We start from the raw sequence: 14,869 nt of genomic DNA, 5'->3' as shown, positions 1-14,869 counted from the left end.
TTAAGGATAGTTGGGAATTCGGGAGGTAAAGGCGAGATACGTAATTAGTTGTGGCTGACCGTTCGTCTGCCACCGCGCGAGCCCGCGGTAGCCGGGGCTTGCGCATGACAAAAAATTATTCGCTGGTGCCTTGCGCCGTTTCCGCAGGATAAGTCGTACGCCACAGCTCAAAACCGCCATCCATGCTGTAGACGTCGGAGAAGCCCTGGCTGATCAGGTAGGCAGCGGCACCCTGGCTGGAGTTGCCGTGATAGCAGACCACCACGGTTGGCGCGTCCAGATCGGCGCCCTGGATGAAGGCGTGCAGGGAATGGTTGTCCAGATGCTTGGAGCCGCTGATGTGCAGGGCGGCAAAAGTCGCAGGATCCCGGACGTCGACCACCACTGCGCCTTGTTCGCGCAGGGCCTGGGCCTGTTCCGGGGGGATACGTTTGAATTCGCTCATGGCGGGCTCCTGTGGCTCGGCTGAAAGCGCAGTCTAGCGCGGGGCGCCGGCTGGCGATGGTTCGGAAATCTGTGGGGCGACTGGTGGCACGGCGACATGGCCATGTTCGTCACATTTGCAGGCCAGGCGTTCGCCCGTGTCGACATTCATCAGGGTCAGGGCGCCGCCCCAGACACAGCCGGTGTCGAGGGCCGAGATGCCCGGCTCCTGGATCTTGCCTTCCAGTGCTGCCCAGTGGCCGAAGATGATCTTCAGGCCCTTGGTCTTGCGTTCCTGGTGCTGGAACCAGGGCTTGTAGCCTGCAGGTGCCGTGCCCAGGCCTTCCTTGCTCTTGAGGTCAAGCTTGCCCTCGGCCGTACAGAAGCGCATGCGCGTGAAATAGTTGGTAATTACCCGCAGGCGCGTGACGCCCTTGAGGTCGCTGTCCCATTTCGCCGGATCGTTACCGTACATGCCATCGAGGTAGGACGGCAGCAGGTTGTCGTCGCGCAGGGCCGTCTCGACTTCGGCCGCGCATTTCAGCGCTTTGCGCAGCGACCATTGCGGCGGAATGCCGGCATGCACCATCGCAATGTTGCGCTGTTCGTCGTAATGCATGAGTTTTTGCTGACGCAGCCATTCCAGCAACTCGGCGCCATCCGGGGCTTCGATAATCTCGCGCAGGGTGTCGGCTTTCTTCAGGCGCTCGATGTTCTTCCCGGCCGCCAGCAAGTGCAGGTCGTGGTTGCCGAGTACGCACACCAGCGAGTGACGGATGCTATAGAGGAAGCGCAGGGTTTCCAGCGACTGCGGGCCGCGGTTGACCAGATCGCCTACCAACCACAGACGATCTTTTGCCGGGTCGAAGGCGACCTTCTTGAGCAGGCATTGCAATGCATCGAGGCAGCCTTGCAGGTCGCCGACGGCATAGGTTGCCATCAGTGCAAGGCTCCGGGCACCGCCAGGCGGAATGGGGCGATGATGGCATCGAAGTGTTTGCCGTCGTCGGCGCGCATCTCGTAGGTGCCCTGCATGGTGCCGACCTTGGATGTCATGACGGTGCCGCTGCTGTAGGTATGGCTTTCACCCGGCTCGATCAGCGGTTGCTGGCCAACCACGCCCGCACCGCGAACTTCCTCGACATGCCCATCGCCATCGGTGATGACCCAATGCCGTGACAGCAGTTTGGCCCGTAGCAGGCCGTTATTTTGCACGGTGATAGTGTACGCGAAGGCAAAACGCTCTTGCTCGGGTTGCGATTGTTCTGCCAGATAGCGGGTGACGACGCTGACGTCGACCTGATAACGAGGATCGGACATGCAAGAGGCCTTAAAAACGAAGCGGGACGCGGGGCGTAGCTGATGGAGTCAGTCTAGGCCAGGTATCGGATAGTAAACCAGACATAGGCGCTGGTGTCCTATCCGATAACGCTTCAGTTCTGTCAGGCGTCCGCGGCTTTCTGTAGGACTTGTTCGCTAAGCTTGTCGGCAAGGCGCACGAAGGCCGCCAGATCGAGCTGCTCGGGACGCAAGCTGCCATCGACGCCAGCGGCTTCGATTTCGGCGTTGCTCAGCAACAGCTTGAGGGTGTTGCGCAGCGTTTTGCGGCGCTGGTTGAAAGCCTCGCGCACGACGCGCTCCAGCAAGCGGTGGTCCTTGGCCGGGTGCGGCAGCACTGCATGGGGCACCAGGCGCACGATGGCCGAGTCGACTTTCGGTGGTGGATTGAACGCGCCAGGACCTACGTTGAACAGATGTTCGACCCGGCAGTGGTACTGGACCATGATCGACAGCCGGCCCCAGTCACCGCCGCCAGGCCCTGCCGCCAGACGCTCGACCACTTCCTTCTGCAGCATGAAGTGCATGTCGCGAATCAGGTGGGCGTTGTGCAGCAGATGGAAAATCAGCGGTGTGGAGATGTTGTATGGCAGGTTGCCGACCACGCGCAGGCTGCCAGGTGCGGCATTCAGGCTGGTGAAATCGAACTTCAATGCATCACCCTGATGCAGGTTGAAGTTGCTCTTGCCGGCGAATTGCTGGTTGAGGATCGGGATCAGGTCCTTGTCCAGTTCCACCACGTCGAGCTGGGCGCCGCTGCTGAGCAGGCCCTGGGTCAGCGCGCCCTGGCCAGGGCCGATTTCCAGGAGACGGTCTTCTGCCTTGGCATGGATGGAGCGCAGGATGCGGTCGATAACGCCAGCATCGTGCAGAAAGTTCTGGCCAAAGCGCTTGCGCGCCTTGTGTTGGTATTGCTCGGTCATAAACGGGTCTCGGCCATCTGGTAGGCGGTTTCCAGGGCGACTTGCAGGCTGCCGGTGTCGATTTTGCCACTGCCGGCCAGGTCCAGGGCGGTGCCGTGGTCGACCGATGTGCGGATGATCGGCAAGCCGAGGGTCACATTGACTGCTGCGCCGAAGCCTTTGTATTTCAGCACAGGCAGGCCCTGGTCGTGGTACATCGCCAGCACTGCATCGCAGTGCTCCAGATATTTGGGGGTAAACAGAGTGTCGGCGGGCAAGGGGCCGCGTAGGTCCATGCCTTCGCCGCGCAGGCGCTCTAACGTGGGTTCGATGATATCGATTTCTTCATGGCCCAGGTGTCCGCCTTCACCGGCATGGGGGTTGAGCCCGCACACCAGGATGCGTGGCTGGGCGATACCGAATTTGTCTTGCAGATCGGCGTGCAAGATTCGCGTGACCCGTTCCAGGCGCTCCGGCGTGATCGCGTCGGCAATCTCGCGCAGGGGCAGGTGAGTGGTGACCAGCGCCACGCGCAGACCGCGGGTGGCGAGCATCATGACCACTTGCGCGGTATGGGTCAGGTCGGCGAGGAATTCCGTGTGCCCGGAAAACGCGATTCCGGATTCATTGATCACGCCTTTGTGCACCGGGGCGGTGATCATGCCGGCAAAATGCCCGTCCAGGCAGCCCTGGCCAGCGCGGGTCAGGGTCTCCAGGACGAAAGCGGCATTGGCCTTGTCCAGTTGCCCGGCGACCACCTTGGCGTTGAGCGGTGTATCCCAGACATACAGACTATTGGCGGGAGCGGGAACATCCGGCCAGTTGTCCGGCGTGACGGGCAGCACATCGACAGCCACACCCAGCTGTGCGGCCCGCTCAAGGAGCAGGTCGCGGCTGGTAATGGCAATCAGGGGATGTGGCTGGGCGTGCGCGGCGAGCAGCAGGCACAGGTCGGGACCTATGCCGGCCGGTTCGCCGGGTGTCAGCGCGAAACGTTTGGGTTTCACTGCGTTGCCTGGTCGGCGCCAGGGAGCTTGATTTCCACGTACGCTTCGTCACGGATCTGACGCAGCCAGGTTTGCAGCTCTTCGTCGTACTTGCGGTTACGCAGCACGGTCATCGCTTGCTGTTCGCGAGCCTGGGTCGTGCTGTCGGTGGCGCGGCGACCAAGGACTTCCAGGACGTGCCAGCCGTATTGAGTCTGGAATGGCTTGGACAGCTGACCTTGCGGGGTCTTGGCCATCACTTCGCGGAACTCCGGAACCAATACATTCGGGTCGATCCAGTTCAGGTCGCCGCCATTGAGGGCGGAACCCGGATCTTCCGAGAAGCTTTTTGCCAGTTCGCCGAAATCTTCGCCTGCTTCGATGCGGGTGTAGAGCGACTCGGCCAGGGCCTTGGTTTTTGCTTCGTCACGGATCGGGCTTGGTTTGACCAGGATGTGCCGTACGTGCACTTCGTCACGCACCTGCGCCTCACCGCCACGCTTTTCGGTGATCTTCAGGATGATGAAACCCCCGGGCGTGCGCATGGGTTGGGTGATGTCGCCAACAGCCATGGTGCTCAACAGGCGATCGAAGGGTGGCGGCAGCTGAGCTGCTTTACGCCAGCCCATGTCGCCACCTTCCAGTGCGGTTTCGCTGGCGGACTTGGCGATTGCCAACTGACCGAAGTCAGCGCCTTGCTTGAGCTGCTGGTAAACCGCGTCAGCCTGCTTGGCGGCATTCTGGATGGCGTCGGAGTTGGCGCTTTCCGGCGTAGGAATCAGGATGTTGGCCAGGCGAAACTCTTCGGACAGCTGCATTTTTCCAAGATCCGACGCCAGGAAGTTCTTCACTTCCTGCTCGGACACCTGGATGCGCTCGGCGACGCGGCGCTGACGCACGCGACTGATGACCATTTCGCGACGAATCTGGTCACGTGCGTCGTCGTAGGACAGGCCGTCACGAGTCAGGGCGGCGCGGAATTGCTCGACCGACATGTTATTGCGCTGGGCAATGGTGCCAACAGCCTGGTTCAGTTCTTCATCGGTGATACGGATACCGGAACGTTCGCCGATCTGCAGTTGCAGGTTCTCGACGATCAGGCGCTCAAGCACCTGTTGCTCCAGTACGCTGGCCGGTGGCACGGCGGTGCCGCGCTTGGCGATGGTTTGCTGAACTTCATGAACCCGTTGGTCCAGTTGGCTCTGCATGACCACGTCGTTGTCGACAATGGCCACCACTTTATCGATGGACTGTACCGCGGCGTTGGCCGCGGTACCCAGGAACAGCGCGCCCAGCAACAGCGGGCGCAGACAATCAGAAAGCTTGGTCTTCACGTTCACGATAACCTTGGATGCCTTTGTCGAGGAAACTCTCTACTTTGGAGCCAGTGAGGCCGCCGAGTCCCTTCAGAACAATTTGGAGGAAGACGCCATGGTCGCCTTTTTCATTTTCCGGAGCGTCTTGACTGGTTTCGTCATAATCGACCCAGTAACGGTTGATCAGGCGCAGTTTCCAGCAGCAGTTGTCGTACTCGAAGCCACCGAAGGCTTCCAGGGTACGGTTGCGGTTGTAGTCGTACTGCCAGCGGCTGATGACGTTCCATTGCGGCACGACCGGCCAGATCACCGAGAAGTCGTGCTGTTGGATCTTGTAGTAATCCTTCACGTAGCCAGGCTGGCCCGGGGTGCCGTAGTCACCGCCGCCCACTTGCCATGTGCCGGAGTTCTGGTCGTAACGAACCTGGTCATTGCGATAGCGATAGCCGGCGTTGATGACCTTGTTCGGGTTGTCTTCTGGCTGGTAGTGGAACATCGCGCTACCCGAGCGAGGGCTGCGGCTGTCCGGGTCCCAGTTGTAATCGGCAGTGGTGCGCCAGTCGCGGTTCCAGCGATATTCGTACTCCAGCGCATAAGGAGAAACGTCAGAGTGCGCGTCTTCGCGGGTTTTTGCATCGATGCCCGGCAGCTGGACTTCGCGATCCTTGAAGTAGAAAGCCTGGCCGACGGCAATGCGTTGGCGCTCGAAGCCGTTTTCTTCGATCCAGCGGCTGGTCACGCCCAGGGACAGTTTGTTCTCGTCGCCGACACGGTCGGAGCCAGAGAAACGGTTGTCACGGAACAGCGACGCATAGTTGAAGGTGTATTCGCTGGTGTCGAATACCGGAATGTCTTCCTGGTCCTTCTCGGGGACGTAAAGGTAGAACAGGCGTGGCTCAAGGGTCTGGTTATAGTCTTTGCCAAACCAGTTGGTCTTGCGATCGAAATACAGGCCGCTGTCGATGCTTGCGATTGGCACGCCACGGTTCTGGTTGCTGTCGAACGTGCCGTTGAGCCGGTCCTGTTCTGCAGACTGCGCGGCAACCTGGCTTTTCCCGATGCTGTCCAGATCCAGTTGGTACTGCGTGTACTGGTACTTGAGTTTTGGTGTCAGGAAGCCATAGCTCGCTTCCATTGGAAAGCTGACGGCTGGCGCAAGGTTGAGGCGATCGCCATTGGCGCGGGCCAGGCCCTGAACGTTGGTGTCGAGGCGCGGCTCTACATTGCCGTCTTCATCGGTGAAGTTGCCGTTCTTCAAGTCCCGGTCGAACCGCACGAGCTCAGTGTCATAGGTGAAATTCAGGCCACCTGGACGATCCGGCAGCGCACCGTTGAAGGTGATCTGCGGCAAACGGTCGTACGGAGTGATGTTCGACACGGTCGCCAGCTGATAAGCCTGGGCATTCACCCGGGCGGTGTAGCTGTCGCCGCGGTAGGTAACGGCACCCTGCTGGTTGACGAAATCCGCGCTTTTCACACCGATCTGGTCGGTTTGCAGATCCTGGAAGTAATAGGGGTCGCTGATCTTGGTGTAATCGACTTCCGAGAGTACACGCGAATCGAGACCACCCTTGTGCTGCCAGTTGTACATGTAGCGGGTTTTTTCGTAATCGGTCTGCAGCTTGCGATCGTCGTTCTCGTCGTTGAGGTACGCGGCACCGAGCTGACCTTCACTGGACTTGGTCAGGTAGCGGAATTCGCCTTCCATCAACAGGCCCCGATCGCTCATGTAGCGCGGGTACAACGTGGCATCGTAGTTCGGTGCCAGGTTGAAGTAGTACGGCGTGACCAGCAGGAAGCCGGTATCGGTGCCGGTGCCGATGGTCGGCGGCAGAAAGCCGGATTGACGACGGTCGTCGATCGGGAAGTAGATATACGGCGTGTACAGGACCGGAATGTCCTTGACCCGCAGTGTCACGTTGGTCGCCGTACCGAAGCCGGTAGCCGGGTTCAAGGTGATGTTGTTGCCCTTGAGCTGCCAGGCGTTGCTGTTCGGTTCGCAGGTGGTGTACGTACCATCCTTGAGGCGGATGATCGCGTTCTCCGCACGCTTGGCGTACAGCGCACTACCGCGGATGCGGGATTTATGCATCACGTATTCGGCGTTATCGACCTTGGCTTCACCGGTATCGAGCTGCACGTCGGCGTGGTCGCCCACGATCAGTGCGCCGTTGTCGCGAATGCGTACGTTGCCGGCCAGTTCGCCACGGCTCTCGGCCTGGTAAAGGTTGGCCTCGTCGGCTTCGACCTGCATGCTGCCCTGGCGCATGACCACGTCACCGGCCAGGGTGGCGACTTGCTCATCCTGCTTGTAGCGGGAGGCTTTGGCGCCGATAAAGGTTGGGGCGTCACTTTTATTCGTCTTGTCATTCATGCCAGGACGAGTCGGTTCGATATAGGAACCAGAGCAATAAGGACCGGTTTCGGCCAATTGTGCTGCAGTGAGCTGCTCGCGCGGAACCCAGTCGAGGTGGCTGTAGTCTGCGCTACGCGACTTCAGGCCACGGCCTTTGGATTCGGTGACCAGTGCAGGTTTGGCACCCGTGTCTTCGCTGGCGCCCGTCTCGGCAGGTGTCTCGCCGGGGGCGGTGACTGCGCTGCCCTCATGGACTGGACGCGGTGGCAATGCAGCCGCCTGCGATTTTGGCGCACAATTCCAGGCACCCGAAGCGGAGACCGAGCAGTCATACTGTTCCGCGGCGACCACGAAAGGGGTGGCCAGGGGTTGCAGAGCCAGCAAGCTGCCGGTCATCAACAACGGAAATTTTTTACGAAACGCGGGGGATTTCAATGCCATCTTATTAGTCCGGGCTTCCTGCGTGCCATCTGCCCGCGGTGTGGGCCGCACGCCTCTCGATGGTCTGAAAAAGATGCTGGATAATAAAGCATGACCCGCTTGACGGCTAGCGCCGTCGGAGACCCTTGCAATGCCTGACCAAGATATACGTTTGCAACACCTGAAAGTTTGGCTCGATGAACAATTGGCAATCCTTTTTGCGCAACAGGGCTGGGGTGCCGTACCCCCGTCCACGTTGACTGCGGCCAGCAGCGACGCGAGTTTTCGGCGCTATTTCCGCTGGGAAGGCGCAGGCAGAAGCTTGATCGTGATGGATGCGCCACCACCCCAGGAAAACTGCAAGCCTTTCGTGGATATCGCGTTTCTGCTGGCGAAATCCGGAATAAATGTGCCGAAAATCTACGCCGAAGACCTGGAGCGCGGATTTCTTTTGCTCAACGACCTGGGCAACAAGACGTACCTGGACGTGATCGACAGCGCAAATGCCGACGATTTGTTCAAGGATGCCCTGCAAGCGCTATTGGCATTCCAGCAGTTGCCGATGGTTGCGCCACTGCCGAGTTACGACGTGGCGTTGTTGCGACGTGAGCTGGAATTGTTCCCCGAGTGGTACGTCAAGCATGAGTTGGGCATCGAGTTCGTTGCGGCGCAGCAAGTTCTCTGGCAGCAGGTCAGCGATCTGTTGATCGACAGTGCCCTGGCCCAGCCGAAGGTCCTGGTGCACCGCGACTACATGCCGCGCAACCTGATGCTCAGCGAACCCAATCCCGGTGTGCTGGATTTCCAGGACGCCGTCTATGGTCCTGTCACCTACGACGTGACCTGCCTGTTCAAGGATGCTTTCCTCAGTTGGCCCGAGGAACGCGTGCGCGGCTGGCTGAAAGATTACTGGCAACAAGCGGGTGCGCTGGATATTCCGGTGCAGCCCGACTTCGAGGACTTCCTGCGCGCCAGCGACCTGATGGGTGTGCAGCGTCACCTGAAAGTGATCGGAATCTTCGCGCGCATTTGCCACCGCGACGGCAAGCCGCGCTACCTGGGCGATGTGCCACGCTTCTTTGCGTATATAGATGCAGTGATCGCGCGTCGTCCTGAACTGGCTGAACTGGATGTATTGCTGGCCAGCCTACGTGCTGGAGTGACGGCATGAAGGCGATGATTCTGGCGGCAGGCAAGGGCGAGCGCATGCGTCCCTTGACCCTGACCACGCCCAAGCCGCTGGTTCGCGCCGGTGGCGTGCCGCTGATCGAGTATCACCTGCGAGCCCTGGCTGCGGCAGGGTTTACCGAGATCGTGATCAATCATGCCTGGCTGGGTCAGCAGATCGAAGACTATCTGGGCGATGGCTCGCGCTACGGCGTCAGCATTGAGTATTCGGCCGAAGGCGAACCCCTGGAAACCGGTGGCGGAATCTTCCGCGCGTTGCCGTTGTTGGGTGACGAGGCTTTCCTGGTCGTCAACGGTGATATCTGGACCGACTACGACTTCAGCGTGTTGCATCAACCCATCACTGGGTTGGCGCACCTGGTGCTGGCCGATAACCCGCCCCATCACCTCGCCGGTGACTTCAGCCTGACCGGCGACCAGGTCCGGGACGGTCAGCCGGACACCGCAACCCTGACCTACAGTGGTATCGCCGTGCTGCATCCACAGTTGTTCGATGGCTGCGCGGCAGGGGCTTTCAAGCTTGCGCCGCTGTTGCGCAAGGCCATGGCTGACGGGCAAGTGACCGGCGAACGCCTGAAGGGGCTTTGGGTCGATGTCGGCACCCACGAGCGCCTGGCCGAAGCTGAAACCCTGATTGAAGCGAGCCGCTGACATGCTGTGGCCAGGGACTCTGATCGGAGCGGGAGCGGGCTTTGCCATCGCCAGCATTCCGGGGGCCATGCTCGGTGCCTTGCTGGGGCAGGTGCTGGATAGGCACCTGCATCTTCAAAGCTGGGCGCATCTGCGCGAAAAGCTCGGGGGTCGACCTGTCCTGCGCAACGACGAGTTGTTATTTGTCTTGCTGGGGCGCCTGGCCAAGTGTGATGGACGGGTAGTGGAGGGACATATCCAGCAGGCTCGCGCGGAGATGCGTGCTTTGGAAATGTCCGAATCTGTACAGCGCCGGGCGATAGCCGCGTTCAATCGTGGCAAATCGGGCAGTGACCGGTTGCGTAGCCATTTGCGCCGGCTGCGTTCTCAGCCTTTTGCCGCAGAAGGGGTTTTGCGCGCTTGTTGGCGGATGGTTTGGGCCGATGGTCATGCGGGCACCCGCGAACGTGAACTGCTGCTCCAGTGGGGCCATTGGCTGGGGTGGACCGAGCGACAGGTCAAGGCGTTGGCGGCCGATTACGAGCCACAGCAGCGTCCGTTGGTCAGCAGTGTTGTAACCTATCAGGACGCCTTGCGGCTGTTGGGTGTGTCTGCCACCAGTGAGCCCGCCCAGATCAAGCGTGCCTATCGACGCCTGCTCAGTCGCCATCACCCGGACAAGATTGCCGGCAGTGGTGCAACGGCGTCGCAGGTTCGCGAGGCCACCGACAAGACGCGCGAGCTGCACAACGCCTATACGTTGATTCGCCAGCGGCGGGATTTTCGCTAGCATCAGAGAGTTGTGTCGCCGGTGATGCCGCCATCGTCGGAACGCCGTCCGGAGCAGGCTCGCTCCCACAGGGATATGTATGGACTACAGATCAATGGGGGGCGACTCGGTCAGTCCGCCGCATTCTGCGGATTCAACCAGCCCCGCACCCGGCGCACCAATTGGTCCTGTTGTGCCTTGTTATTGCCCGGCAAAGCCTTGAGCGAGACCTGGCTGAAGGCCGAAGTCTTCAAGCGTTTGCTGGCCTGCAAGCGGGCCAGCGCCGCGTTGCGATCCAGCGGCTTGTCCATATAGAAGAGGTCGGCGGTGGGCAGCTTGAGGGTTGGCGCGAGTTCGTCCAGTTCAGGTGTCACTTTGGCCGGCGTCTGCGCGGCGACCATGACGAAGCGCTCGACTTGCGCCGTCTGCTTCTCGCTCAGATACCGCGCGGCCCAATAGGCGCCCGTGCCATGCCCCAGCACGACAATGCTGCGAGCGCTTTGCTGCTCGGCAAAAGCGATGGCCGCGTCGATTCGGGCGAAGATTCGCTCGGCGTCAGCCTTGGTCTGCTCGTCGGCGGTTTCAGCGACGGCCTTGTCCGCCACCTCGGCTTCGCCGCCCGCCGCCTGTTCGATGGGGGCCGCAGTGGTCGAGTCTTTGCTGCCGACGTCTGGCGCCTTGGGTGCTGGCACGGCTTCCACCATGCGTGGCGCCATGGCATCACGTTGCAAATCAGGCAGGGTGATACTCAGGCTGCTCCATTGGGCATCCGGCAATTGGCGGCGCAGCGGACCGATTGCTTGTGGCCAGTCAACGGTTTCGCCAGCGCCGGGGATGAGAATGACTGCGCCTTTGGGTTCAGCGGAGTTGGCCGGCTTCCACAGGGCGAGGAATGTATCGGCGCCCGCTTGCAATGGTTGCTGTTCCTGGAGCGGAATTTTTCGCTGCAGTGCAGTGGCTTCTTCCTGACTACGCTCAGGCAACGGCTGGCGTTCGAGCGGTTTTTCTTCAGCGGACTTTTCCGCTGCGGTAGCTGCCGGGTCGGCCGCCTCAACGGAAAAAGCCCATGGCAGGATCAGCGACAGGCACAATGCTGGCAGTGCCAGGCGGTAGACAGGGAGCATCGGATATTCCAGGCCAGAAGTGATTCCGGCAGCCTAATGGGTTGGTCAGTATTTGTCAGTGTGTGAGAGTTCGATGATGCGTTTTCGCTGCCTGTGGGTTATCGGCTGTTTGTGGTTGCCCTTGATGGGCTGGGCGGCGGCCGCGCCACCGGCGCATGTCGCGCCATTGTCGGCAGGCCAGCAACAATGGCTGGCGCAGCAGGGCGATTTGCGCGTCGGACTGGTGTTGCAAGCGCCCTACGCCCAGTACGACCGCCGCTTGCAGCGCCTGTCGGGGGTCAATGTCGAGCTGATGAAGTGGCTGGCCAAGTCGCTCAAGGTCGAACTGAGCTGGCGCAACTTTCCCGATCTCGAGCAATTGGAAGCGGCCGCGCGCGCAGGCGAAATCGACATCGCCCCGGGGCTGACCCAGACCCCTGGCGGCCTGCGCCTCTGGCAGTTTTCCGATCCGTACATGCGGGTGCCGCAGCTGGTGGTCAGCGACCAGAAAAGCACCGGTGCGGTGGAGCTGGAAAAACTCGACAGCCAAACCCGCGTCGCCGTGCGCATGCCCAGTGCCACCGCCGACTACCTGCGCGGCAACTATCCCCATTTGAACCTGCAGGGTGTACCGATCGAACGCCAGGCGTTGCAACTGTTGCTGAGCCAGCAAGCCGCCTACGCGGTGGTTGACGAAGCGCAATTGGGGCGCCTGTCCGTCGAACCTGAGTTCTCTGGGCTGGTGGTGGTCGGTGATGTCGGCTTGCCACAGCTGCTGCGGGTGGCCACACGGCGAGACCTGCCGGAGTTGGCCGGTATTGTCGAAAGCGCGCTGCGGGCGATCCCTGCCAAGGACCTGGAGGCGCTGCACAACCAGTGGCTGCAACCCAAGTACCCACGGCTCAGCGAATCCCCGGGGTTCTGGCAAAACCTCTGCCTGCTGTTGTTGGTGCTGGCGCTCAGCGGCATGGCCATCGTGTTCTGGCAGCGGCGCCAGCAGCATAGCCTGGAGCAACGACTGGCGGCGGCGCAGGCAGACATTGCCTTGCGCGCCGCCAGCGAAGAGGCCCTGCGGCTCACGCAGTTTTCCATCGACCAGAGCACCGTCGGCATTCTGTGGGTGAACTGGGACAGCCATGTGCGCTACGCCAACCGCGCTGCCGAAAGCATGCTGGGCTATCCGCCGGGTGGGATTATCGACCGGCCATTGATCGAGTTCGAGCCCGACCTGCACATGGATCGCTGGTTGAACCTGTGGAAGCGTGCCAGGGCCAGCGACGACGCGCCGCAAAGTTTCGAAACCAATTGCCTGCGGGCCGATGGCAGCATCCTGCCGGCCGATGTCTCCTTGAGCTTTCTGCGCTTTCGCGAGGGTGAGTACCTGGTGGTCTATCTAACCGATGTCACCGAACGTCGCCGCGCCCTGGCAGCGTTGCAGGAAAGTGAAGCGCGCTTGCAAGGGATCGCGGCGAATGTGCCTGGCCTGGTCTTTCGCCTGGAGCGGGCGCCGGTGACAGGTCAGATCGATTTTGCCTACATCAGTGAAGGCAGCGAGAGTCTGGTGGGTTACTCGCCGGCGACCCTGGCCCATCGTGACAAAGGCCTGCGCAGCCTGGTGCACCCAGACGACAAGGCCAGCTATCACCAGACCCAGGACCATGCGCTGGACACTGACAGCGACTGGTCCTGGCAAGGGCGAATTCTGACGCGTCAGGGGGAACAACGCTGGGCGGAAATCAAGGCGATTACCCGTCGACTTGAGGACGGCGCCTACGTCTGGGATGGCATTGTCTGGGACATCAGCGAGAGCAAGCGCATCGAACTGGAACTGGCCAGCTCGCGTGAGCAATTGCGCGAATTGTCCGCGCACCTGGAGAGCGTGCGCGAAGAGGAGAAGGCGCGCATTGCCCGGGAAGTTCACGACGAACTGGGCCAGATGCTGACGGTGCTCAAGCTGGAAACGTCTATGTGCGAGCTGGCTTATGCGCAACTCGACCCCGGATTGAACGAGCGCTTGAACAGCATGAAGCGTTTGATCGCCCAGCTGTTCCAGCTGGTACGCGATGTGGCGACGGCGTTGCGACCACCGATTCTGGATGCTGGGATTGCCTCGGCCATCGAATGGCAGGCGCGCCGTTTCGAGGCGCGCACGCAGATTCCGTGTCTGGTTCAGGTGCCGGAAAATTTACCGGTGCTCAGTGATGCCAAGGCCATCGGCCTGTTTCGTATCCTTCAGGAAGCGCTGACCAATGTCATGCGTCACGCCCAGGCGCATACTGTCGAACTGACACTGGCCCTTGAAGGCGATGACCTGTGTCTGACTGTCAGTGATGATGGCGTAGGATTTGTCGCCTCAAGCGGCAGGCCAACATCCTTTGGGGTGGTCGGCATGCGCGAGCGGGTGTTGATCATGGGCGGGCAACTGTCCCTTGAGAGTGAGCCGGGTGAGGGCACGACCCTGACTGTGCGAGTACCGTTGGATAAGGAGACGTAAGTGATCCGTGTACTGGTTGCTGAAGACCACACCATCGTCCGCGAAGGCATCAAGCAATTGATCGGCCTGGCCAAGGACTTGTTGGTGGTGGGGGAGGCGAGCAATGGCGAACAGTTGCTCGAGACCTTGCGGCATGTGCCCTGCGAAGTGGTGCTGCTGGATATCTCCATGCCGGGTGTCAACGGCCTTGAGGCGATTCCGCGGATTCGTGCCTTGAACAATCCGCCGGTGATCCTGGTGTTGTCGATGCATGACGAGGCGCAGATGGCGGCACGGGCCTTGAAGGTCGGTGCGGCGGGCTATGCCACCAAGGACAGTGATCCGGCCCTGTTGCTGACGGCCATCCGTCGGGTAGCAGCGGGAGGGCGTTACATCGACCCGGACTTGGCCGACCGTATGGTCTTCGAGGTCGGCCTGACCGATTCGCGGCCGTTGCACTCATTGCTCTCGGAACGTGAGTTTTCCGTGTTCGAACGCCTGGCCCAGGGCGCCAATGTCAACGAGATCGCCCAGCAACTGGCATTGAGCAGCAAAACCATCAGCACCCACAAGGCGCGGTTGATGCAGAAGCTCAACATCACCTCGCTGGCGGAGCTGGTGAAGTACGCGATGGAGCACAAGCTCCTCTAAAGAACACCGCTACCCCCTGTAGGAGCACAGCTTGCTGGCGATGGCGTCCTTGAGATCGCCATCGCCAGCAAGCTGTGCTCCTACAGGGGCGCGCGTTGCCATGCCCAATTGCGACATGCCTGAACAACCGCTGTTGCTCGTTCTTGCGGCTTGTAGCTGACAGCGTGCCGTTGCGTTTGCCAAAACGCGCCATCCTTGTAGGGCAATCCCTACCCCCAACCTTCCATCCGGCTGAGGCGATTCTCTCTTGCCTCCCGATTTGCGTGGTCCCCAGTGTCCACTAGGCTTAGTCCACAGCAGTCATCACAACAAAG

At 60.9% G+C, this 14,869-nt stretch carries 13 protein-coding genes; 5 read left to right on the top strand and 8 right to left on the bottom strand.

Going from position 1 to position 14,869, the window contains the following annotated elements; genetic code table 11:
• Window positions 1-115: 115 nt before the first annotated feature.
• The 7 genes from glpE to ACA058_RS28135 form a co-directional block, all read right to left on the bottom strand.
• On the bottom strand, window positions 116-445 hold the full coding sequence (gene glpE / locus ACA058_RS28165) for a thiosulfate sulfurtransferase GlpE (RefSeq protein ID WP_008061556.1): 330 nt from the start codon (window positions 443-445) through the stop codon (window positions 116-118).
• Between the two features lie 33 nt (window positions 446-478).
• The gene (locus tag ACA058_RS28160) at window positions 479-1,363 is read right to left on the bottom strand and encodes a symmetrical bis(5'-nucleosyl)-tetraphosphatase (RefSeq protein ID WP_497636823.1); all 885 of its coding nucleotides are present in this window, start codon (window positions 1,361-1,363) and stop codon (window positions 479-481) included.
• A complete protein-coding gene (gene apaG, locus ACA058_RS28155; RefSeq protein ID WP_497636822.1) occupies window positions 1,363-1,743 on the bottom strand; it encodes a Co2+/Mg2+ efflux facilitator ApaG/CorD in 381 nt (126 codons plus the stop codon). The genes ACA058_RS28160 and apaG overlap by 1 nt, the downstream gene beginning before the upstream one ends.
• 122 nt (window positions 1,744-1,865) lie before the next feature.
• Entirely contained in the window at window positions 1,866-2,684 is an 819-nt protein-coding gene (gene rsmA / locus ACA058_RS28150) for a 16S rRNA (adenine(1518)-N(6)/adenine(1519)-N(6))-dimethyltransferase RsmA (RefSeq protein ID WP_008061562.1), read from the bottom strand.
• Window positions 2,681-3,670, bottom strand: a complete 990-nt coding sequence (pdxA, locus tag ACA058_RS28145; protein ID WP_497636821.1) for a 4-hydroxythreonine-4-phosphate dehydrogenase PdxA — start codon at window positions 3,668-3,670, stop codon at window positions 2,681-2,683. The genes rsmA and pdxA overlap by 4 nt, the downstream gene beginning before the upstream one ends.
• Window positions 3,667-4,983, bottom strand: a complete 1,317-nt coding sequence (gene surA, locus ACA058_RS28140) for a peptidylprolyl isomerase SurA (RefSeq protein WP_497636820.1) — start codon at window positions 4,981-4,983, stop codon at window positions 3,667-3,669. Before surA ends, pdxA begins: the two co-directional genes overlap by 4 nt.
• Window positions 4,964-7,762 carry an LPS-assembly protein LptD gene (locus tag ACA058_RS28135; protein WP_497636819.1) on the bottom strand — a complete coding sequence of 933 codons (2,799 nt, stop codon included), beginning with the start codon at window positions 7,760-7,762 and terminating at the stop codon, window positions 4,964-4,966. The genes surA and ACA058_RS28135 overlap by 20 nt, the downstream gene beginning before the upstream one ends.
• 130 nt (window positions 7,763-7,892) lie before the next feature.
• Here ACA058_RS28135 and ACA058_RS28130 point away from each other — a divergent pair, with 130 nt between their 5' ends.
• Genes ACA058_RS28130 through ACA058_RS28120 form a run of 3 tightly spaced genes read left to right on the top strand, consistent with a single transcriptional unit; the run spans window position 7,893 to window position 10,349 of the window.
• On the top strand, window positions 7,893-8,912 hold the full coding sequence (locus tag ACA058_RS28130) for an aminoglycoside phosphotransferase family protein (RefSeq protein ID WP_497636818.1): 1,020 nt from the start codon (window positions 7,893-7,895) through the stop codon (window positions 8,910-8,912).
• Entirely contained in the window at window positions 8,909-9,580 is a 672-nt protein-coding gene (gene murU, locus ACA058_RS28125) for an N-acetylmuramate alpha-1-phosphate uridylyltransferase MurU (protein ID WP_497636817.1), read from the top strand. Before ACA058_RS28130 ends, murU begins: the two co-directional genes overlap by 4 nt.
• Window position 9,581: 1 nt before the next feature.
• Window positions 9,582-10,349: a DnaJ domain-containing protein gene (locus ACA058_RS28120; protein WP_497636816.1), complete on the top strand. Its 768-nt coding sequence runs from the start codon at window positions 9,582-9,584 to the stop codon at window positions 10,347-10,349.
• Between the two features lie 110 nt (window positions 10,350-10,459).
• Here ACA058_RS28120 and ACA058_RS28115 read toward each other — a convergent pair whose 3' ends face one another.
• The gene (locus ACA058_RS28115; protein ID WP_497636815.1) at window positions 10,460-11,452 is read right to left on the bottom strand and encodes an alpha/beta hydrolase family protein; all 993 of its coding nucleotides are present in this window, start codon (window positions 11,450-11,452) and stop codon (window positions 10,460-10,462) included.
• Between the two features lie 73 nt (window positions 11,453-11,525).
• Here ACA058_RS28115 and ACA058_RS28110 point away from each other — a divergent pair, with 73 nt between their 5' ends.
• Both ACA058_RS28110 and ACA058_RS28105 read left to right on the top strand, forming a co-directional pair.
• Window positions 11,526-13,925 (top strand): PAS domain-containing sensor histidine kinase, encoded by a 2,400-nt coding sequence (locus ACA058_RS28110; protein WP_497636814.1) that lies wholly within the window; start codon window positions 11,526-11,528, stop codon window positions 13,923-13,925.
• Complete coding sequence (locus tag ACA058_RS28105; protein ID WP_008061576.1) at window positions 13,926-14,555, top strand: response regulator; 630 nt, start codon at window positions 13,926-13,928, stop codon at window positions 14,553-14,555. It begins immediately after the preceding gene.
• Window positions 14,556-14,869: the final 314 nt, after the last annotated feature.

This window comes from Pseudomonas sp. LBUM1649, from assembly GCF_059716155.1.
The sequence above is the reverse complement of the archived record's forward strand: the minus strand, read 5'-3'. Positions and strand labels throughout refer to the sequence as shown.